This is a genomic window from Paractinoplanes lichenicola, assembly GCF_016785085.1.
Taxonomy (GTDB): domain Bacteria; phylum Actinomycetota; class Actinomycetes; order Mycobacteriales; family Micromonosporaceae; genus Actinoplanes; species Actinoplanes lichenicola.
The window spans coordinates 63313-84824 of record NZ_JAENHO010000020.1 but is presented as its reverse complement, the minus strand read 5'-3'; the positions used below and the strand labels follow the sequence as shown (position 1 = coordinate 84824).

12 protein-coding genes and 1 pseudogene are annotated in these 21512 nt (G+C 67.0%); 6 read left to right on the top strand and 7 right to left on the bottom strand.

All coding sequences use genetic code 11. The features are described from left to right. Positions 1 to 7: 7 nt before the first annotated feature. From JKJ07_RS45680 to JKJ07_RS45665, 4 genes are read right to left on the bottom strand one after another with little or no spacing between them, the layout of a single operon-like run. Positions 8 to 814: a carbohydrate kinase family protein gene (locus tag JKJ07_RS45680; RefSeq protein ID WP_202998355.1), complete on the bottom strand. Its 807-nt coding sequence runs from the start codon at positions 812 to 814 to the stop codon at positions 8 to 10. After that, positions 811 to 1620: a hypothetical protein gene (locus JKJ07_RS45675; protein ID WP_202998354.1), complete on the bottom strand. Its 810-nt coding sequence runs from the start codon at positions 1618 to 1620 to the stop codon at positions 811 to 813. Before JKJ07_RS45675 ends, JKJ07_RS45680 begins: the two co-directional genes overlap by 4 nt. Further along, positions 1617 to 2339, bottom strand: a complete 723-nt coding sequence (locus JKJ07_RS45670) for an aspartate racemase/maleate isomerase family protein (protein ID WP_202998353.1) — start codon at positions 2337 to 2339, stop codon at positions 1617 to 1619. Before JKJ07_RS45670 ends, JKJ07_RS45675 begins: the two co-directional genes overlap by 4 nt. Then, positions 2329 to 3900, bottom strand: a complete 1572-nt coding sequence (locus JKJ07_RS45665) for a radical SAM protein (protein WP_202998352.1) — start codon at positions 3898 to 3900, stop codon at positions 2329 to 2331. The genes JKJ07_RS45670 and JKJ07_RS45665 overlap by 11 nt, the downstream gene beginning before the upstream one ends. Positions 3901 to 4515: 615 nt before the next feature. On the opposite strand from JKJ07_RS45665, the gene JKJ07_RS45660 reads away from it, so the two are divergent. The 5 genes from JKJ07_RS45660 (at position 4516) to JKJ07_RS45640 (ending at position 14359) form a co-directional block, all read left to right on the top strand. Continuing rightward, on the top strand, positions 4516 to 5664 hold the full coding sequence (locus tag JKJ07_RS45660; RefSeq protein WP_236031247.1) for a tyrosine-type recombinase/integrase: 1149 nt from the start codon (positions 4516 to 4518) through the stop codon (positions 5662 to 5664). Positions 5665 to 6005: 341 nt separating this feature from the next. Further along, positions 6006 to 7859, top strand: a complete 1854-nt coding sequence (locus JKJ07_RS45655) for a DUF2397 domain-containing protein (protein ID WP_202998350.1) — start codon at positions 6006 to 6008, stop codon at positions 7857 to 7859. Next, positions 7856 to 9055, top strand: a complete 1200-nt coding sequence (locus tag JKJ07_RS45650; RefSeq protein ID WP_202998349.1) for a DUF2398 family protein — start codon at positions 7856 to 7858, stop codon at positions 9053 to 9055. The genes JKJ07_RS45655 and JKJ07_RS45650 overlap by 4 nt, the downstream gene beginning before the upstream one ends. Beyond that, positions 9042 to 13109 carry an SbcC/MukB-like Walker B domain-containing protein gene (locus tag JKJ07_RS45645; RefSeq protein ID WP_202998348.1) on the top strand — a complete coding sequence of 1356 codons (4068 nt, stop codon included), beginning with the start codon at positions 9042 to 9044 and terminating at the stop codon, positions 13107 to 13109. Before JKJ07_RS45650 ends, JKJ07_RS45645 begins: the two co-directional genes overlap by 14 nt. Then, on the top strand, positions 13106 to 14359 hold the full coding sequence (locus JKJ07_RS45640; protein WP_202998347.1) for a DUF2399 domain-containing protein: 1254 nt from the start codon (positions 13106 to 13108) through the stop codon (positions 14357 to 14359). The genes JKJ07_RS45645 and JKJ07_RS45640 overlap by 4 nt, the downstream gene beginning before the upstream one ends. A 315-nt stretch (positions 14360 to 14674) precedes the next feature. Here JKJ07_RS45640 and JKJ07_RS45635 read toward each other — a convergent pair whose 3' ends face one another. The 3 genes and pseudogenes from JKJ07_RS45635 to JKJ07_RS50780 all read right to left on the bottom strand — a co-directional run. Then, positions 14675 to 15544 (bottom strand): nucleotidyltransferase domain-containing protein, encoded by an 870-nt coding sequence (locus tag JKJ07_RS45635; protein WP_202998346.1) that lies wholly within the window; start codon positions 15542 to 15544, stop codon positions 14675 to 14677. A gap of 86 nt (positions 15545 to 15630) precedes the next feature. Beyond that, on the bottom strand, positions 15631 to 16293 hold the full coding sequence (locus tag JKJ07_RS50785; protein ID WP_236031207.1) for a tyrosine-type recombinase/integrase: 663 nt from the start codon (positions 16291 to 16293) through the stop codon (positions 15631 to 15633). 151 nt (positions 16294 to 16444) lie between these two features. Beyond that, positions 16445 to 16678: pseudogene (locus JKJ07_RS50780) on the bottom strand (phage integrase N-terminal SAM-like domain-containing protein); the annotation flags it as partial. A 799-nt stretch (positions 16679 to 17477) separates the two neighbouring features. Between JKJ07_RS50780 and JKJ07_RS45625 the strand changes: the two are divergent. Next, the gene (locus JKJ07_RS45625; protein ID WP_202998345.1) at positions 17478 to 21428 is read left to right on the top strand and encodes a restriction endonuclease; all 3951 of its coding nucleotides are present in this window, start codon (positions 17478 to 17480) and stop codon (positions 21426 to 21428) included. Positions 21429 to 21512: the final 84 nt, after the last annotated feature.

Genomic DNA, 21512 nt, shown 5'->3' with positions numbered 1-21512 from the left:
GGTGCTCCTACGGGGGTTGGGGGTGCAGGGTGATCCCGAGGTTGGCGACGCGGCTGGTTGCCGCTTGGGCGCCGTGGTGCAGGGACAGCTCTTCTGGTACGCCGTTGAGCACCCGCGCGAGGAACGTGCCGGTGAAGGTGTCGCCTGCACCGGTGACCTCGAGTGCTGGGGATGGCTGGACGGTGGCGCGGGCGGCCAGCCGGCCTCGGCGGTAGAGGGAGGCCGGGCGAGGCCCGTCGGTCACGGTCACGGTGCGGAGGTCTTCGAGGTTCACAAGGTGGGCGAGCGTCGCGTATTCGCTGACGTCAGCGAACACGACTCGGGCATGGGGTAGAAACCGCGCCGTCGCAGCGATCATGTCGGCGGCGCTGGCGGTGATGAAGTCGACGCTGAAGTCCTGTTCGCGCTCGGCGAGAGCAGCGAGGACGGGTACGGGGTCAAGAGGACGCCGGCAGCAGACATGCACGTGCTCGAAGCCATTCAGGTGCTCAAGAGCATGAGCGGTGAGTTGTTCGGCCGCCCCGTAGGATGCCTCGACGCTGGTCAGCGTGCCCTGCTGGTCGTAGGTCAGGTGGAAGCGGCAGGACGGCTGATCGACGATAGCGATTCTGGAGAGATCGAGCCGGGCCGGCTCCGGTCTCTGCAGCTCTTTGGCGAGGTCATGACCGATGACGGAGACGGGTGCGGCGGTCACTGCGGCACGAACAGCGGCGAGAGCGATGTAAAGGGCGGCGCCGCCGAGCAGGTGGTGCTGATGCTCGGGGTGCTCGGCCGCGTCGCGGGAGATGTTGCCGACCACCCCGAGCCTGGTCATGCCATCGCCATGGCGTCGCTGTGCGCGCAGTCCAGGACGGCGTCGCAGAACGGCCTTTGACGGCAGACCCTGAGGTGGGGCTGGTTGAGGTAGCGGCGTTTGAAGTAGATCAGTACCAGGTGCAGCCACCACGACGGCATGGCGCGGGCAGGAAGCGTGACCGCGTGCTGCTCGTACATCAGGCGCGTGTAGTAGTCGCTGTTCGCGATCAGAGCCGCTTCAAGGTGCAGGCGCATCTGCTCGTGCGCGATCGCTCCGGACGACAGGCTCATACCGAGGGCGGGCGCCAGCCGGGTGATCATGCCGGAGTCGACAGGGATGATGCCGCAGTAGTAGCCGCGAGCGTAGAGCAGGGAGCATTGCCCGACTTTGTAGGAGGCGTGGGCGACCTGGTCGGCGAAGTCGGCGATGACGCTGGTGGGGTCGGCTTCCAGCAGATAGTCGCTGTCGCGGTTGTCGAGGAATGCGGTCAGAGACCGTAGGTAGCTGATTCGCGCGGCGGGTAAGCCGAGCGGTTGGATGATCTTCGCGATCTCGGCGTCGGGCATTTCCTTCAGCGCGTCGAAGCCGATCTGGGCCGAGGTGGTTACCACGCTGGCATAGGTATTGATCATGTTGTAGGAGATTCGGGTGCTCCAGCCGGCGATCAGCATGCGCATTCGGAAGTCGGTGATCCAGGCTGGCCACCATCGGTTGTCGTCGTGGTTCGCTTCGACGTCGGCTCTGATGTTGCCCTGGGCGGCGGCCAGGGCTACGAGGCGGTTCAGCCGCGCATGGAATGGGTCATCGGCTTTTGATGGTTTCATCGTGCCTCCACGGCTCGGGCGAGACGTACGGCGTTGTAGGCAAGGGCCAGATTCGATGAAACCACGGGTATACCGAGTTCCTGTTGGAGCAACACGGTTGCTTCAATGGTCGGCCACGCGGTGCAGGAAAGCACTAGCGCGTCGGCGCGTCGGCGTTGTTGTGCATCGATGCGGTGAACCAGGTCTGCTATTTGATGTGGTGTTACGCCGGTGAAGTCGTCCAGGAGTCCGAGATTGAGGCTCGCGTGGTCGAGGACGGTGAAGCCGGCCTCCTGAAGCCGGGCCGCTTGGATTTGGGTGTGCCGGATCGGATACGGCGTGGCGAGGACGATCGTTGACGCCTGCAGATCGCGGAGCAGGTTCTGCAACGCTTCGAAGGCGTCCAGCACCGCGGTATGCCGGTACGCCTCCGGTTTGAGGAAGCCGGTAGAGGTGCAGCCGACCAGGGCTCCGGCCAGCGTCAGGCGGGCGAACTGGCCGAGGGTGTCGGGCACTGCGGCGGCGATCTCGGCGAGGAAGTTGTCGGAGTCGCGGTATCGGCGTGCCGGGACCAGGCGGGCGTAGTGGAAGACCAACCGGTCCAGGCCCAGCCGCGGTAGTTCGGTTTCCACGATGGTGTTACCCCAGGGCACGAGGACGCCGACGTGGGCTGTTTCCCGCAGCTGTGAATGGCTGTCCTTCAGCTGGGCCAAGGTGTCGATAGCGGCGTCAGCCGGCATCGCGGACTCCGTAGATGAAGCGGGCCGCGTGTTCGGTGACGGTCAGGTCGGCCGGAGTGTAGTGCGGTATGACGGTGTCGCGTTCGACGACCTGAATCGGATAGGAACCGAGACGTCGGAACCAGGTGCCACGGCTGGTCACGAAGAACGAGTGCAAGCCACGGAGCCGTAGGCCTACCGGGTAGACCCGCTGCTTCATCGGCTGGTCCCAGACGCCGTCGATGTCTGCCTTCCAGGAGGCGAAATGTTCCTGCGACGGTGGCGGGGCCGGTGCGGCCATGGTCGCCAGTGGTGTGCCGGGGTAGGCGCGGGCCTGCCGAACATTGGTGCGGTGGCACATCACTCCGGCGGCCAGCAGGTCGTCGAGGCCCCGGAGGTTGGCCAGGTGGGTGCGGTGCGTTTCGCCGGGTAGCCCGTAGATGAGGTTGATGCCGGGCAGCAGTGCGGGCAGGCCGGCGGGGCCGCGCTGGTTGCCGACGGCGTTGATGTTGTCGATCGCCCGCCGCAGAATCTGCGGTGTGCAGGTGAGCGCGTTCCTCTCGATCACGGTCGGGTCGAAGGACTCCATGCCCATGGGCGCGCAGTTGCCTTCGGTGCAGTAGGCGCCCACGAGCGCCGCGATGCGGGCACCGGCCGGTGAGGCCACGGCGAGCGGGTCGGCGTTGTCGATGTGCAGGACCGCAATATCGGGGCACGTCTCACGGATCCCGGCGAGGAGGCGTTCGATGGTCGCGATGTCACGGTTCCAGGCGGAGAAGAAGCACGTCTGCTGCCCGAGCCGGAAGTGGCGGACACCAGCGGCATAGAGTTGCCTGATCTCCTCCAGGACGTCGTCGAGGTCTCGGAAGACGACGGCGGACGACTTGACCGGCTCGTTGCAGAAGCTGCAGTACCGGCGGCGCGTACAGCCGCGGTAGAGCTCGATTTCGCCGACCGGCTGCCAGCCGAGCTGGCCGATCAGGTCGGTGAACGAATCGCGGTCGGAGCGCAGTTGCGCGTAGTCGGCGCCGGCACGGCTGCCTAAAACGATGTTTCTCGAGGTGATGGTGTGCGTGTGGAGGGCGTCGAAGAGCCCGGCGTAGGTAGCGGTGTTCGCCAAGACGTGGTTGGCCATCGGTCCGAGGAGCACGCGGCGGCCTCGTACGCCGGCCAGGATCCGGACGATCTCGTCGATCGAGCCGTTGTGGGCGTGCAGATGTACCGACGGGACGGCGTCGCCGGCCACGATGACCACCTTGCTCGCCTCTTGGAGAAGCTTGATGGCGTTACCACGGTTGGACGTCGCCGAGTACGTGAGCGGGTCGGACTGGGGCGGTGCCGCCAGCGGCTCACCACCGTTGAGCTCCCACCGAACGTCATCGATGGTCAGGTAGTGAACTTCAGATCCCGGGTTGCGGCTCAGGGCGGACCATGCCTGACGTACGTACGCCGACAGGTAGGGCGGGACGCCCAAGCCACTCGGCTCAACCGTGTAGCAGTCCAGGATGACCGCAATGTCCACGCGACAGCCTTCCGTGGAGGAGGTCGCGCCACGGACGATCGTCGGCTCGCCCTGCGCCACCCACGGGAGAAGACAACTCAGAGTCATATCACCATGACTCAAAGTGGCGTAACACGGAAGAGGTGCGGCGGATAAATTCGTGTCGATCTATCGAGGGATGGCGTGCCATGATCGGGCCCCCGCAGAGGCTCGACATCACGATTTCTCACGGGCCTGGCGGGCCGCCATTTCCGTGCCGTTCAGGCCACGAAGAACCCATTCCGGGTAGGCCACCACACCTTCGGCTCTAGCCTTGAGCGCCGTGCCGGTGGGTCAGACCAGCAACGGCGCCGCAACCCCAATCGGCTACTCCAGCAGAAGCGAGACGACGAGAACCGACGCCGGTAGACAGCTCACAGATGCCAGCGCCGCAGACGAGTTCGCCTGTCAGGCAGCATCGCGGATGACGTCCGTGACGATCCCACGACGGCTCAACCATCCTAGGATCATGAAGTGTCGACGACGTCAGTCGATCGAGGACTGACGCTCGGACTAGGGAGGGCCGAGCCGCCGTGGAACGAGTAACCCTCACCTATGGCTTCTATCGAAGTACGCAAGGAATCATTCTGCGTCCGCTGGCAGGCGGGCCGAGCAGGCCGCGGGCAGTGCTGCACCTTCCGGGGTCCGTCGGTGGACATGGCGCTCGCAGCAAAAACCCTCGCCGAGTCCCGGCATCATCGGATCTCCAGCGGCGAGGTCTACGCCGCGCTCGACCCCAGGATGATCATCCAACCCCCTCCCCCATCCACGACACCGACCCTCCGCGACTGGATCGAGCGGTGGCTCACCCTCAAGATCGACGTCGCGGCGTCCACGCACGCCGAGTACGCCCGGCTGCTGCGCCATCGGGTGATCGCCGATCTCGGTGACATACCGGTTGATCAGATCTCCCGGTTCGACCACCTCGATCCGTGGAAGGCCGGCCTTGCGAAGGATTTGGCGGCGGCGAGCGTTCACAAGCACTGGGCGGTGTTGAGCCTGGTGATGCGCGACGTGGTTCCGCATTATCGTGCGGACAATCCGCTTGATCGGCCGTTGGGACAGCGCGGTAACGGTCTGCCGCGGTTGACGCCGTACCGGGCGTATTTCCTGACGACCGAGGAGGCGCAGATCCTGCTCGATGCCTGTCCGGAGCAGATCCACCCTCTGATCCGGGCCGCGCTGGGTACGGGGATGCGCTTGGGTGAGCTTTTGGGTCTGCGTGTGGGATCGGTGCACCTGGACGGGCCGCTGCCGACGGTTCGCGTCGAGCAAACCCTGCAGGGCGACGGGAGTTTCGCCGAGCCGAAGACGCAGGCGTCGCGACGGTCGGTCACCTTGACCGGCAGCCTCACCGAGCTGTTCGCGGGTCTGATTCATCGACGGCGACGCAGTGATCTGGTGTTCGCCGCCCCACGCCACGGACCTTGGAATGCCCACAACCTGCGGCAGCGGTTCTGGTACCCCGCGATTTCCGCGGCGCAACGCTGCCCCGAGCATCCGCCGGCCCCGTCGTCGCCCCGCGCGGCCCGAACGGCCGCGTCGACCTGCGACTGCCCGACATACCTGTACCAGCGGCCGCGATTCCACGACCTGCGTCACTCCCACGTCGCGTTCCTGATCGACGCCGACTGGGACTTCTACGCCATCCAGCGTCGCCTCGGTCACGCCTCCATCAAGACCACCTTCGACATCTACGGCCATCTGCTGGGCTATGGCGATGAGCAGCACCTGTCCAAGCTCGAATTGAGGCTGCCGACCGCACCACTTCGTGACGAACGTCGCTCCCGTCCGGCAGATCCATAGGAGGGCTCGGTGCCGAAGTGTGCGCCGACTAAGGCGCATCCGGTCAGGGACGCATGGTTTCAGTGCCCGCAACCCGACAGTGTGCCCGCCTGCGTGATGTCGAGTCGCGGCTTGACGGCCGGCGACGGTCCTCGGCCAGGAGGTTGTGCATCGCCGCGGCCAAGGTCTTTGTGGGCCGGGTCCGTGATCACGTCGTGTTTGGCCCAGGACCTCGGGCGGTGGGCAGCGATCACCCGTCACCGAATACGTTCACCTCGGTCCGTGGGGGCGATAACGTCGACGAACCGGCCGATCATCCGCGGGCTGACGGAGTAGTTCCTCCAAACCAGTCGCTCTAGTTGGTGGATGTCCTGACGGCACGCAGGCATTGCACTCCTCCGCTCGGCGGACGCCACCACGGCGCGGCGTCCTCGGTCGGTGCCGGTGCGCCGCCGTGCCGGTGGACGGTTCTCTCGCTGCTTGAAGCAGCCATCGCCGCCAATCCCGGAAACCGTGCGTACTCGCCGGGTCGGCGCGGACACGCGGTGAGCGTGCAGTTACGCGAGGGCAGAAATTGCGGATACTCTCGTGTCCTGTGCCGGGAAGGCAACTGGGGAGGGCCTACCGATTTGGCGAGCAGGTCAAGACATGTCACTGATCCGGACGGCGACGATTCGTCGGATTTCGAGGTTGAGGTCACCGACTCTCGGCGGGCGATGGCGTACCTGGTGGCGCCCGGCTCGGACGACTACATCCGGATCATGTCGGTGCTCGAGTCGTCGGTGACCGACCTGACGCCCGCCGAGGTCGCGCTCCTGGTCTCTGCCGATGGGCCGGTCATGCCCGAGAGCTTGGTTCAGGCACGACTAGACAAACTGAAGGACTGGACGGCGGCCACCGGGCGAGCGGATCCTTCGAGGATCCGGCGGCATGCCGACATTCTGGCGCGTAACTGGCGGTGGACGGCCACCCCGGCCGGCCGGCAAGTGCACCGCTTCTACACCTCGGTGCTGGCCGCTACCCCGACGATGCGAGAAATTCCGCTACCGAGCCTGGCTCGGATCGTCGAATCAATCGAGCAACTGGCCCACGAACTGGCCTTGCCCCGCCGAGACGACGGCAAGACCGCGGAACTGATCGGGCGGCTGTTCACCGCCCATGACGATCTTGACGCGTCTCTGGTCGGGGCGGAGGACAGCCTGTCCGGCCTGGCCGACCGTTTTGACCTAGATCGCGACGCGACCGCGGAACTCAAAGGACTGCTGGTCGACTACGCCACCCACGTCGCCGGTGAGCTGGAGCGCGGCGCCCAGCGCGCTCACGACGTGCTGAACCGGCTGCTGCGACCGCACTTCAGCGTCCTCGCCGAGATCGCGGTGGCTCAGTCGCAGGCCCGGGCACTGATCGAGCGCGGGGCGCTCACCGCGTCTAAGGGTGGCCGGGTCGCCGACTGGGACGGGCTGGCGGCCTGGTGCGACCCGCACACCGGACGGTCGAGCCGGTTCGCGTTGCGGTTGGTCCGCGCGTTGCCCGGAATGCACGCCAACCTTCGCCGTCTGCACAGCTCAGCCGGGTATGCGACGGGCCGGGCACGGGCATTGCTTTTGGCCAAGGCTTGCCTTGATCCCCGGTACGGCACGGCGATACTGCAGGCGGCCACCGGGGATCATCCGTGGCGCAAGCTGTACGGGGAAGCCGACGACGCCGACCTGTCCACCAATCCGGGATGGCGTTCCGGGCCGTTGGTCGAGCTGCCCGAGTTGCTGCGGACCACCGGCCGCACCGGCGCTCGCGGGCGTGCCCCGGCGGCCCGCGACGACGCCGCCGCGCGGGCGGCGGTGCAGGCGGCTCGGCAGCAGCGGATGGCCGAGCATGCGGCGGCGATCGAGGAGATCCTCAGCGGAGCGCCGGGCGGCGTGTTGTCGGTGCGTGCCGCGCAGGTGGCTTTGGCCGCGCTGATGACCGCGGTCCGGACCGGGCTCGTGCCCGGCACGAACGACCGGCGGACCGGCACCCGCGATGGACTCGCCTGCACGCTGTTTCACACCGGCTTCGACAACGGGTTGCTGGCCGCGCCGACCTGGCGGGTCATCCTCCCCGGGCGTGTTCCCGTCTTTCACCTGCCGGGCCAGTGGGTCGGCGCGCCCCAGCCGACCCGTCCTGACCCGGCGCGCCGCGCCTCGGCCAGGCTCGAGCAGATTCCGGGTGCGGCATGACGACCGGTGCGAAGGCGTGGCGGCAACGACGGACCGATGCCCCGGAGACCGCTGCCGAGACGGCGATGGTGCTGCGGCAGCTCCTGGTCCAGCCGTGGCTGGTCGCCGGCCGCGACGACGTGGGGATCGCGGCCGTACGCCGCAACGAGGCCGCGATCCGCGAGGTGCTCGGTCGGCTGGGTTGGGTCCTGGTTGTCGAGCGGGACTTCGTTCGGCTGCGGAAGTCTCCCCCGGTTCGCCGTGACGCCTGGGCCGCGACCGGGCCTACGCCCTTGTGCAGTTCATGGTTCTTCCTGCTGGTCGCCGCCGCCGAGTCCCTGCCACCGCGGGTGAGTATCGGACAGCTAATCGCCGCCGCACGCAGCGCGGCGGCCGAGGCTGAAATCTCGGCGGCCGACGACATGGCACAGCGGTACGCGATCCTGGCCGCCGTCAAGCTTCTGGAACAGCGCGGCGTCGTGGAGAGCCTCGACGGTGACCTCAACCTCCTGCTGCGCGAGGATGACCCGCCGGTGCTGCTGGCGGTGCACCACCATCGTCTGGTGCACGTCATCGCGAACTTCGGTACGGCCGACCCGGTCACCGATCCGGCGGGCTGGTTGCATCAGGTCGCACGGGAGAGCGACCCGGCGCGGCGGATGCGCCGCAAGCTCGTCGATGACACCGCCGTCTACGCCATCGACTTGGACCCCGACGAGGCCGACTGGCTGTCACGCCGGGTTCGGGGCGACGATGGCCTGCCGCTGGCCGAGGCTTTCGGGCTGCACTTGGAACGCCGGGCCGAGGGTGCCGCGTTCGTGGTGCCGGCTGACGCGTTCCGCTCCCGCGACGCGCTCGGTGACCGGCCCTTCCCCGGTGGTGGCACCGTCGCTCACGCCGCGGTGTTGCTCTGTGACCTCGCCGAGTCCGACGGGATGGTCGCCGCCGAACGCCCCGGCTGGCGCGGCATCGCCGACGACGACGTGCTGCGCCACTTGACGACTTTTGCCGCGAAATACGCCGGGCAAGGCTGGGCCGCCGAACACGTTGCCGCACCGGCCGGGCTGGCAGTCGAAGTAGCGGCGCTGCTCGCCGGCGTGAACCTCCTGCGTGTCGAAACCGGCATGTGGTGGTTCGCCCCGCCGGCGGGCCGCTGGGAGCGGCCCCGCGAGCCACGGCGCGACCAAACACGCAAGGACACCCATGGCCCCGGCTGACGAACTGTCGCTGTTCGACGACGACCTGATGGCGCCGACCGGGCACCCCGAGCGATTCACCACCCGTTGGCGGCTGGTCGGCGCCGGCTTGTCGAACGTGTGGCGCTACGGCGACCTGCTCCTGACCGCACCCAGCGGACGACTGTTGCTGCGCGGCCCGAACGGCACCGGCAAGACCACCGCTCTGGAAGCCCTCTGGCCGTACCTACTGGACCTCAACGCGCAGCGGCTGGCGGCCGGCAAAGCACGGCCGACCTCGCTGGCGCTGCTGATGCGCGAGGGCGCCGACGGTCACCGTCGCCGCTGCGGATATCTCTGGCTGACCTTCGCAGCGCCGGGCGGTGACGGCGTCCGCTCCTACGGCGTGCGGCTGATGTTCAGTGAGAGCGGATCCCCGGCGGTCCGGGTCATGCCGTTCACCGCTGCAGGCGTACCGCTGAAAAACTTCGATCTTTATGGTCCGAACCGGGCGGCGCTGTCGAACGAGCAGTTCGGCGACACCATCGCCGCAGCAGATGGAACCGTGTTCGACGACGAGGACTCCTACGTCGCTCACCTCGCGACACATGTGTGGCGTACCGCCGACCGACCGCTGATCGAACTCGCCAACCGGGTGCGTGCGGTGCGCAACCCCAGCCTGCTCGGCGACGTGTCCCCCAAGGCCGCCGCGGATGCGCTGCGGGAAGCGCTGCCCGGTGTATCGGATGAAGTGGTCACGGCCACCGCCGAGGCTCTCGCCGAGTCCGAGGCGACCCGGGCGGCCTTCCAACGTGACCACGACGCCGCCGCCGCGCTCGAACGTTTCGCCGAGGCGTGGGCCGGACACGTCATTGACGTCGTCAGCGGCGCCCACACCGCCGCGGCCTCAGCGCAGCGCGCGGTCCGCGACGCCGAACGCAACCTGGCCCGGGTAGCCCGCAGCCAGCAGACCGCGATAGGGGACCACGAGCATGCGGTGTCCGGGGAGAAGGACCTCAAACGTCAAGCAGGTGAGCTTGACGTGCTCATCGGCGCGTTGGAGGAATCCGAGGCTTATCAGGCCGCCGGTCGGCTCGCCGACATGCAGAAACGGGTCGACGCCGAGAACCGCACCGCAGCCGCTGAACGATCCAAGTTCGCCGAATCCGTAGCCGCGAGCCGGTCCCGCGCGGAAAACCTGCGGGCAACGGCCGCCGAAATCATCGCCGACCTCGACGACCTATTCGGCGAAGCCGCCGCCATCGACAACCGCGCCACCCCAGACCATCCGCTGCTGACCTGCACCAGTGGCCCACGACCGGCCTTCCCACTTGACGAGACATCCGTCGACCCCGGCCCAGGCGCCATCATCCGGGCCGAGCCGGCCCGAGCTGCGACACTCGCCGCGTTCTGGCGTGAACTCGCCGCCGGCCACCGCCGGGGCGGTAACGACGCCCGGCTCGCGCTGACCGACCGGCGCGAGACCGATACCGCCGAACGCGAAGCCGCCGAGCAGGCACCCGTCGCGACACGCGCCCGGGTCGCCGCCGAGGCCGCTCAGCGGCAGCTGTCCGCCGAAACCGCAAAAACGCAGCAGGCGCTGCGTGACCTGACCGATGCCATCGACACCTGGTACGACGACCATCACGAACTGACAGTTCTGGTCGGCGCCGGATGGCACCGCGACGACGCCGACCTTCTCAGCGCCGACGAACCTGCCCAGATCCTCATTAGCATCGACGGCATCACGCAATCTATCCGGCACGTCGGCGCAGCCGCGGTCGCGGATCTGAAGCACCGCGCCACGCTCGCCGACGCGGAGGCGACCCGTCTGACCACGGCCGCCGACCAGCTGCGCGACGAAGCTCGCACCCTGCGGGAAGGCAAACTACTTCCGGTCCCCCGGCCCGAGTGGGCCGGTCCGGCACCCGACGGTCACGCCTTCGCCGACGCTGTCGACTGGCATCCGAGCTTCGCCAACCGCACGGAGCGGGCTCTTGTCGAGACCGCGCTGGCCGCCAGCGGCTTGCTCGGCGCCGCGCTGCACTCCGATGGCGTACGAACCGACAGGTGGCAGGTCGATTCGACCGGCGAACCTGTCGCCCAAAACCTCACCAGCGTGCTAATCACCGACCCTAGCCATCCCCAGTCCCGGATCGCCGTACGGGTGCTGCACCGCGTCGCCCTGCACGACACCAGCACACCGTCGGCCGGCCTGGTCATCGGCCGCGACGGCAGCTACACTGCCGGGCCCCTGCACGGCCGGCCACCGCAGCTGGCTAACGCCGAGCACGTCGGCGCGGCCCAACGGCGCGCCGCCGCCCTCGCCCGCGCCGACGCCCTGGACGTCGAGGCGACCGGTCTCGACGCTCAAGCCACCGAACACCACCAGACCGCTCAACGCCTCCGGAGCGACGCCGGTCGCGTGGAGGCGGCACTCAGCGACTTCCCGAAAAGCACCGCCGCCGGCCGGGCGGAGGCAAACCGCGCCGCCGCCGCCACCCGGGCCGCCGAAACCCAGCGGACCGCCGAGGACGCAGCCGAACTGGCGGCACAGCTCACCGAAACCGCACGCACGCTTCGCCTCGCATGGGAACAACGGACCCGCGCACGCCACCTGCCGATCGGCATCCTCGAGCTGCAACAGCTGCGCGACGACGGCGAACGCCGAGCCCGCGAACTCGACGCCAAAGCCAAAAAGCTCCAGGAACGCGTGATGCCGCGCCTGGACCGGCTCGCCGGCAATGCCGCCGACGACCAGGACCGCAACGAACGGCTGAACCGTCAGCACGCCGACGCCGCCGTCATCATCGAGCGCGCCACCCGGCTGGCCGCCGAGCATCAAGCCCTGATCCACGCGGTCGGCCTCGACGCCGCGACCGCCCTGGCCCAGCACGCCGAAGCTAGAGGCCGCCGCGACAACCTCGACGGTCAGTTGAGCGAGGCGGCGAAAGCCGTCACCGACGCCGAAGCCCGCGTCCGGGAACTCGGCTTCGAGAAGCGACAGGCCGAACGGCGCATCGACGATGCTGGGCCACCATTGGCGGCAGCGCTGCGCCGGCTACGGGTCCTGCTCGACGTCAACGGAGTATCGGCGCTGCTGCCGGTCCGGCCGGACCACGATGCTCCGATCGATGCGCTCGGATCTGCCGTCGCCGGGAAACGCACCGTCAGTCAACGGCTGCTCCGCGAGCGCTACGACACATGCCGCACCGAACTGGCCGGCCTGTGGACGCTCGACCCCGGCGACACCGTCGAAGGCCTCGACACCTATCTACTCACTCACGACGGCGTCGGCTACGCCCCGCCGGACGCCGCCGACGCCGGCCGACAACAACGCGACCGCGCCCAGCAGGCCCTCAACCGCGCCGAGGAATCAGCGCTACGCGACTTCGTGATCGGCCGCCTGCCCCTGGCAATCGGAACCGCGTGGGTCCACATCGAGGACTGGGTCCAGGCCGTCAACCGCAAAATGCGCAACGCCTCCGCTTCTTCCGGCGTCGGCGTCCGCATCGCCCGCTCCCTGTCCAAGGACCTCACCGCCGCCGAAGCCACCGTGCACCGCCTCGCCTGTACACGCACCACCCTCACCGCCGCCGAACAGATCGAGGTCGGCGAAGCCCTGCAAGCCCTCATCGCGGCAGCGCCCGGAGCGACCATGGCCGAACAACTCACCCATGCCATCGACGTCCGGCAGTGGCTCGACATCTCCTACGAGATCGTGCGCCCTGACGGCCAAGCACACCGCTGGACCTCCAAGACCGGACTGTCCGGCGGCGAACGCCGACTCGTCGTACTGGCCCCCATGCTCGCCGCCGTCGCCGCCTACTACGACCAACTCGGACCGACCGGACTGCGGCTGACCGCCCTTGACGAAGTTCCCGCCGAGGTCGACGAACGCGGCCGGGAAGGCCTCGCCCGCTACCTCGCCGAACTCGACCTCGACCTGATCTGCACCAGCTACCTGTGGGACGGCTCACCCGGCGCGTGGGACGGCATCGATGCCTGGGACCTCGAAGCCGGCCCCGACACCACCGTGGTTGCCTTCCCGATGCTCGTCCGCGGACTCCACCGGCTGCCCGAGGACCCCGCATGACCTCACGATGTCCCTGGTGCACCCGCGACTGCACCGGGATCGACGACACGGCCCTGCGCGGAGAGAACCTGGACTGGCTCTGGCAACGGCTCGCCGACGTCGGCGACCGGCGCGGCGACCAGGACCTGCTCACCGGCACCGCCACCGTCACCGCCCCGGTCGACGCCACGCAACGAGCCGCCGTCACCGGGCTGCTGGGCGGCCGCACGCCCCGAGCCGGACAAAGCATCAGAGTGGACCTGAGCGCACTCACCGCTCGGTTGCAGGCTCACGACCCGCGCCTGACGCCCGGCATGCTCGCCGCCCACACCGCCGGCCGCAGCCTCGGCGAACGCATCCGTGGCAACGCCGAACGCCGCGACGCACTCGACCGCCTGCGACACCACACCCTCGATGCCCTCGACACCGAACGCGAATTCTGGCCTGCGCTGCACCGAGCCGGCTGGGCCACAAGGCTGCTGGCCGCCAATAACCCTGAACAGATCGTCGACCAGGCCGCGGCAATCATCGCCGCCTTACCGGCATCCGGTAAACGGCTCGACCGGCGGCGGTTGGCCGACGCCATCACTGGCTTCCCACACGCACTGGACAGCGGCACCTTGCCCGGACTCGTCCTGGCCATCCTCACTGCCACCGGCCGCATCCCTGCCGGGCTGCCGCCGCGTGCTGCCTGGGCCGCCGCCGGCGTCGACTGCGATGACCTCACCGGCGGGTTGCTCGCCCTCGGCATCCACCCGGCCGGCTGGTCCCTGCCCGTCGGCACGGTCGTCACCATTCCACCGCGCGAACTAGCCCACTGCGCCTGGACCGATGCCCCGCAGCCCGGCGTCCGGGTATTCGTCACCGAGAACCCGTCCGTCGTGACCGCCGCAGCGGACCTCAGCAACGGCGCACCGGTGCGACTGCTGTGCACGGTGGGCACACCGTCCGCACTCGAAATCGATGCCATCGGGCGGCTCGCCGGCGCCGGCTGGCAGGTAGCCGTCCGCGCCGACTTCGATCAGGCCGGACTGCAACACGTGACCTCCCTGCTCGCCGGCATTCCCTCGGCGGTCCCCTGGCGGATGAATGCAGCCGACTACTTGAGTTGCCTGACCAGCCCGACGCACGGACGGACCCGACTGGATACGGCGGTCCTCCCTGCAACCGCGTGGGATCCAGACCTGCACGAGGTGATGATCAAGTCCGGCTACGCCGCTTACGAGGAAAGTCTCATCGATCAGCTTCTGGACGACTTACTCAAGAACTGAGCGGCGATCTGATGAGATCTTGATCGGACCATTGGTCCGGTAACCACCGGCATCCTAACCGACGGATTCGCTAGATCTGCTGGCAACGTCGGAGGTCAGATCAGTGCCCTGGCGCTATTGGATGCGCGGGCCACCGGGGTCCGCCAGATGATCGCGCGTAACCGGTCATCCTCCAGACTGGCCATATTTCCCCAGGCAGGAAAGTCGCCGACGGCGTAGTTGGGCGAGTCGACGGGTTGGGTGCCTACGCCGTCGGTCAGTCCTCAGAGACTTGTTCGGCCTGTTGGGGGCCGAGGGATGACGCGGTGAACGCTGCTACAGGCGCACGCGGGACAACCGTTCGAGTGCGGCCGGAGATCCGGGAAGGATCCGCAAAGCGTCGAGGTCTTTGGTCCGGGTCGGGTTCACGACCTCGAGCCATTCCTTGCCTTCGAATTCGGTCAGGCATCGTGCCATCGACCTCAGGTAGCGCAGTGAAAAGCCAGCAAAGTACGGCGTGACAATGTTGTCGACGTCTCGACCATGCAGGTGCAGTTGTGCGGGGTCGAGGCCTCGTTCGAGCAGGTTGGCGAACACCGCGCGTCCCGCCCGGTGGAGCGGGCTGGCCGGGCTCCACCTGCTGTGCACGTGCTTATCCACCAGCGGATGGTCGATGTCGCGGTCCTGGAGGGTCAACCGCTCGACGGTAATCGCGCCCGCTTCGATGCCCTCGATCAGGTATTCGCGGACGGAACGTGGCATCCGGTGGTCGAGTCCTTCGAACTGCGGCAGCATCGCGTGCCGTTCAGCTCGTCCGGCGTTCGGATCAGCGGCGATGGCGTGCAGGCGAGTGAGTGCGGTCGCGAGGTCGTCACCTCGCTGCCATAGCAATGTCAGATCGAAGTCCACGCGACGGCGGGCGTTGAACAGGAACTGCACTCCTCTCTTGCGGCCGACCATCGCCGCCCGCAGGACTCGGTGCGGGTCCCTGCCGTAGCTGAGCCCTTCGATCACCAATTCATCCCAGCGGGGGTCGTCGCCGTGGAACTCGACCAGAAGGTCGACGTCGCCGGGCTGCAGTGCGCCGCGGGCGAACGAGCCGAACACGTACACCTCGTCCACCATGCTCAACGGCCACTCGTCGGCGCCGTCAATCAGATGCTTCAGGACCCCTTCCACCATCGCCATCGCGCGTTCTCGATCCATGAGCAAATGATGCCCCGCGCCGGGGAGGCCCGACGACCGGATTTACTTCCGACCCTCCTTCACCGCCGGCGCTCACCCATAAAGCCCTATTCCATGCGTGACCATTGCCAGGTCGAGCCCCAACGTGCGCACCCCCGCGACCAGGCTGAGTACCACTTGGCCGAGGCGCATGGCAGCAGGCGAGTCAGACCCGCTCGCCGATACCCATCTGGACTTGGGAACTCCTGCGCCCTCTCCGCGGCGGCGCTGGCGGCGTAGCGCCGTGGCATGTCGTCGGACGACCAACCGAGGAGCAGCATCAGATCGCCGGTATTGCCGCCGGCCTTGTGCCACTCGTGGGCGAAGTTGTGGCGCCAGCGATGCGCGTACACGTTCGCCACGCCGGCCGCAGCGCCACGGCGTTTCAGCATGGCCTTGATGCCGTTCGGGGCCAGCGGTCGCACACCCTGCTCGGCGAGCCACAATTGCGGCACCTCGGCCGCGCCATCGCGCTTCGCACGAGCACGCAGGTACCGCGCGAGCACTCGGGAGGTTTTCGGCCCGAATCGCACTCGGCGATCCTTGGCGCCTTTGCCGTGCAGTAGGACCGACTCGGTGTTCATGTCCAGATCAGTCAACAAGGCGTTGCCAACCTCGGACAGCCGCGCGCCGGTGTTGTAGTAGAGGCGGATGATCGCTTCGTCTCGCAGCGCCGCGAAGGTATTGCCCTTGGTGCTGCCGAGCAACCTCTTCGTGTCGCCGTCGCGCATGATCGGTACGAGCTTCTGCGGAGTCTTCGGCTGCCTCACTCGCGCCATCGGCGAGATGTCGAGCTCGTCCTCCTCGACCAGGCAACGGAAGAAACTGTTGAAGTCCTTTGTGCTTGTTTAACGCGGTCGCCGCAGAGCGCGTCTCGATCATCCACACCTGAAACGACTCGACGTGGGCCTTCGTCACCAACGTCGGATCTCTTGAGGCATCGGCGGCGCAACCGACAAGAAACCTGGCCAACTGAGCGACCGCCAGGAGGTAGTTGTAGCGGGTCGTATCCGGATGATTCGCAGCCCGCAGACTACGATCCCAGTCCCGCAGAAAGCCGGCCCAATCGCCGTCCGGTAGATCCGAACACAGCTTCTCGAGATCCAGCAGAGCCATGGCGCAACCCCCACCCAAGTCAAGGGGTCCACGAGCGGCGTGCTCGCACCAGGCACCAAACCAAGCCCTGCACATACCCGCTGACCTGCGGAAATAACGCCAGCCGCCGGTGGAAGTGGCCGAGTCAAGGGGTCTACGACTATTGCCCATCACCGGCTCAGACCTACGCTGAGCTGGGCAAAATCCCCAAACACAGCGCAGGAGAGGTTAACGATCATGGCGAGTAAAGGTTTCCAACACCGCGCCACATCGATAAATGGCAATTAAAAGAACGCCCCCGCAGGCGTTTGACCTGCGAAGACGTTCCAAAAGTCGGGCTGACAGGATTTGAACCTGCGACCCCTTGACCCCCAGCATATGAAAGGCCCAGCGACGTGCTAGCAAACGTTTTACCAGGTCGCTGACAAGTATACCCGGCCGAGTAAAGGTGTCGCTGCCAGCTACCTCCTGAGGCACCCACCACAGGTCCCCTACCAGCGGTTTCGCTGTCCGGGATCCCTCAAACGAGTTCTCCTGGAACCTTATCAGTGTTCTACCGAAGCTCGAGCTGTAGGTGTAGACGCCCGGAAGGGTCAAGATTTCGGCGTTACCGATTTTCTGGCTCCGCCCATTACAGAAGCGCCTCGATTCCATTTATCGGTGGTAATGAATCATGCGTTCGATCTTGCAAAGGTGCTCGCAGCCGCTGACCATCTCTCGAGCACTCCGGCGTGCGTGCCTCACACTGCCGAGGAGATATCCTTCTCCCACTCGGAGGCGCAGGTTCGTGACGTTGCGAAGGGAAGTTGGACTGATGTCCATGGGCGGTCCACTGCCTGGGAAGAATCCGTTGTTACCTCCGACGCCCAGCCTCTCCGAGTACGAGTTCGAGGACTTCACCGAACGCCTGCTCAGTGCGAACAGATTCTCGCCCGGCTCGGCCCGTCGGGTGGCCCGGGTTGAGCGGTGGGGCCGGCGTGGCGATGCTCAAGACGGCATCGACTTCGAAGGTGAATACAGCGACGGAAAGACCGCTGCTTGGCAGTGCAAACGGTACGACAAGCTGACGCCGGCGGATGTCCGGGAGATCGTGCGAGTCTGCACCTTCCCGGCCGACGAGTACTACCTCGTCTTCTCCGGTGAGGCATCGCGCGATGTCAGGAACGAGATCAAGAAGCACCGGAAATGGCAGCTACTTGATCAACGAGGCCTCGGACGCATGCTGGACGACCTCCCCTTGCACAAACGACGCGACGTCCTTGACAGGACATGGGGTCGGCAGATCAGGCAGTTCCTTCTTCGCACACCCGGTGCCGACGCCTTCCTCAGCCTCGACACCTTCGTCGCAGATCGCATGAAAGACGACGCGCCGCTCAACGACCGTGGACCCCGCATCGGACGCGACGCCGAACTCGCCGCTCTGCTATCTGCGCTCGACCGATCGGACGACTTTCCCCCGGTCGTCGTGGTGGCCGGGCCCGGAGGGCGCGGCAAGACACGTCTGCTCACTGAGGCATTGACGAAGTTCGAGCGAGCCAACCTTCAGGTTCCGGCGGTCTGCCTCTCCCCCGGACGCAGCCTCGACCAAGCAGCCATCGACGAGCTTCCGCACACTCCGGCTGTCGTGCTAGTGGACGACGCACACCGAGACCCGACCGCCCTCGCAGCTCTGCTCAACTACGCGCGCTTCACAGAGGGAATGCAGATCGTTCTCGGTTCCCGGACGTCTGGGGTCGCCGCCGTGCATGCGGAAATCATCAAAGCCCGATTCGCACCGGCTCAAGTCGAGACGATCCCGGTTGAGGAACTGAGCCGGCGCGACGCACGCAAGCTGGTCAGCAGCCTCGCCGACGGCCTCGACCTGACCCTGTGGGCCCAGGAGTACTTCGCCGACCAAGCCATCGACTCGCCGCACGTGGCGGTCATCGGCGTCAACTTGATCCGCAGCCGCCAGTTGACAGCCCCGTTGAAGGCCGATGATGCCCTCCGCCAACAGATCCTCGCGCGATATCAGGAGGTTGCCACCGGCGAACTGGAGGGCCTGCCGAACCGCACCGTGCGAAAAGTCCTCGCCGTCTATGCGGCTCTCGCGCCTGTTGATGACGCCGATGATCAACTTCGTGCAGACATCGCCCGTTTCACCGACTTGGACCTGGGTGCATTGCTGCGCCTATGTCAGGACCTACAGGACCGCGGCGTTCTGGTGACGCGCAGCGGACTGACCCGCGTAGTGCCCGACGTACTCGCCGACGAGATCTTGGAGTCCGCGGCCGCTGTCGGCCGCCACGCAACCGGCTTCGCTCAGCAGCTCTGGAACGTTTTCGGAAGCCCTTACGACGACCGGCTGGTGACCACGCTCGCAGAGCTCGACTGGCGGCTCACGCGACGGAACGGACCGTCGGTCATCAGGCCCATCTGGGCATCGGTTGCGGACCGGCTCCGCGACGCCGAGCCCGCCGAGTTGCATCGGGCACTTCGCGGGCTTCGCAACTTGGCGACCACCCTGCCAGGCCCGTTCCTGACAGTGCTCGAAGAGCTTCGGATCCGGCTGCAGGAAAAGGACCGAGCAACTGTCGATGCCACAACCACCGCTGATTCGCTTCTCGCCCGAGCCGAAAGCCCGAGAGACGTTCTCTGGATCATGCCCGATCTGTACGGGCAGTGCGCCGCCAACGCACCGGAGACGCTCGAGACGGTCCTCGGCGCGTTGTGGTCGCTGTACTGCGACGACGTACGGCCACCGAACCAGTTCCCTGGGCACGCCGTACGGGTCATCGAAGATCGGCTCGCGAGTATCAGCGAGATGCTGGACCCGTCGTTTCCCTTACGAATCGTGGCATGGGTCGACAACCAGCTCGGCCGGGCGACCGACCGCCAGCACGCGACGCCTATGTTCGCGCTCCGTCCGTTGCTCGCGAAGGACGGCACCCGGACCGTCGCCGAAAGCCGCCGTCGCATCTCACTCCGCCCGTACACCGTGGCGGCGACATGGGCACGCCCGATCCGAGACGCGATCCGATCAACGCTTGTCCGCCAGGCAAGCGGCACGGACCCGCGCCGGGCCGGGGAGGCTGTTCGCCTCCTCGGCACAGCGGTCCGTCAACCGGCCGGTCCGGGCAACCGGGAAGTGAGCATGGAAGAGGTCCTCGCCTGGGAGGCGGATGACCTCGCCACGCTGACGGCCTTGGAAACTGCTGCCGATTCCGCCGCCAGCGCCGTGATCCGCCGACTCATTCGCCACGAAATCGGTTGGACGGCTGAGCGCGCTCGATCTGTACGTGTCCGCCATGCCGCTCTGAAGCTCGTGACGTCACTCGACAACCGCGACGACGACTTGGCAGAAGTTCTCCTGAGCACGTTCCGGGGCCTCCCGAGCCGGCGCGGACAAGCGGTGCCGACACTCGATGTGCTACGGGCAGTAGAGGCAGAGCGCGTCGCTCGCGAAGCGGGACTGCCGCAGGACGAGATTGATGCAGAGCGCAGCGATCAGCGCCGAGTCAGGATCGAGGAGCGGACAGCGCAGCAGGAGCAGACAGTCGTGCAGGTCGTCACGCGGCTCTTGTCCGACACCGTTCCCGAGTTGGTACGAAGACTTCGCACCACCGCAGTAGAGATCGAGTCGGCCGCACCAAGGCCACCCAGCCTGTGGGGAGTCTGGCGCGAGTTTGGCCGGCAGAGGTCCGATCTCATTCCTCACATGGTTCGGGAGATCGCCGACGGACCTGCATCTGTCCTCGACCAGGGTCTGCATCAGCTACTGGATGCTTGGGCCGACTTCGACTCGGCTGGGCTACTCGCCTGGCTGGCTGACGCTTCCAGCTACCGCATGGGCGTGCGTCTGGCCATCGGCAGCGCCTTCGCCGCGTATGCCTGGACGGACCGCGGCGCACCCTTCGTGGAGATTCACCGCCTGGGCATCGCAGATACCGAGCCCGGGCTGCGAGACCGCTTCCTGGTGGGGAGCCATAAGATGCTCGCCATTGCGCCGGCCGCCACGGCCCGCCTCCTTCTCAGCAAGGAAGCGTCCCCGTACGCGCTGACGACTGCTCTCGAAAACGCGTGCGGCTACGACGGGCTCAGCTGGGGTCAGACCCTCAGCGAAGACGATGCCTCAGCGATCCTCGACCTGATCAACCAAGCTGGCTGGGACGACTACATCGTTCAGCAAATCGCCGCGGGCATAGCGCTCACCCGTCCGCGCCTGGTCCTCGACCACCTTCAAGCCCTGCACGACGACGGCGTCCGCTCGCCGACGGAGGTTGACGGCTTCGCGGACGCCTTCGATCGCAAAGCCGAGGCGCTGGCGAGGTGGGTGGTCGATCGCGTTCATCGAGGCGAAGGCGACAACGTGTCGATTGTCGTGTCGATCGCCATGAGGAGCGGCATGACGACCGCTCAGGCGCAGCATCTAGCCGCAGCCGTTGATAAGTTCGACGGTGCCGCAGTTGAGGGAACGGCGAACGCCCTGCGAGACGTCGGCACGTGGCCTTTGCAGCATCCCGACCTGGCCAGAAGCCTCCTTATTCGGGCACGCCAGTTCGACGACCGGGCGGTGCGTGTGCTTGCCGGCGTCTCAGGCGCCATGACGCTCAGCTGTTGGGGTTTCACGAACGGCGTGTCCGACGAGCTCAATAAGGCTCGCGTGGCCGCCGCCGAAGCAGCGGCCACCGAGACGGATCCGGACTTGAAGGCAGCATTCACGGCCGCCGAGTCGTGGGCAGCAACCCACGCCGCTCAGCTTCGTGCGGAAGCGGATGAGGACGACGACTGATCAGCAACATCGACATGCCGACGGCCGCATGATCAATTCGTATGGTGGAGCGGAGGGGCCGCCGCAGTGCTCAGGGCTGGAACC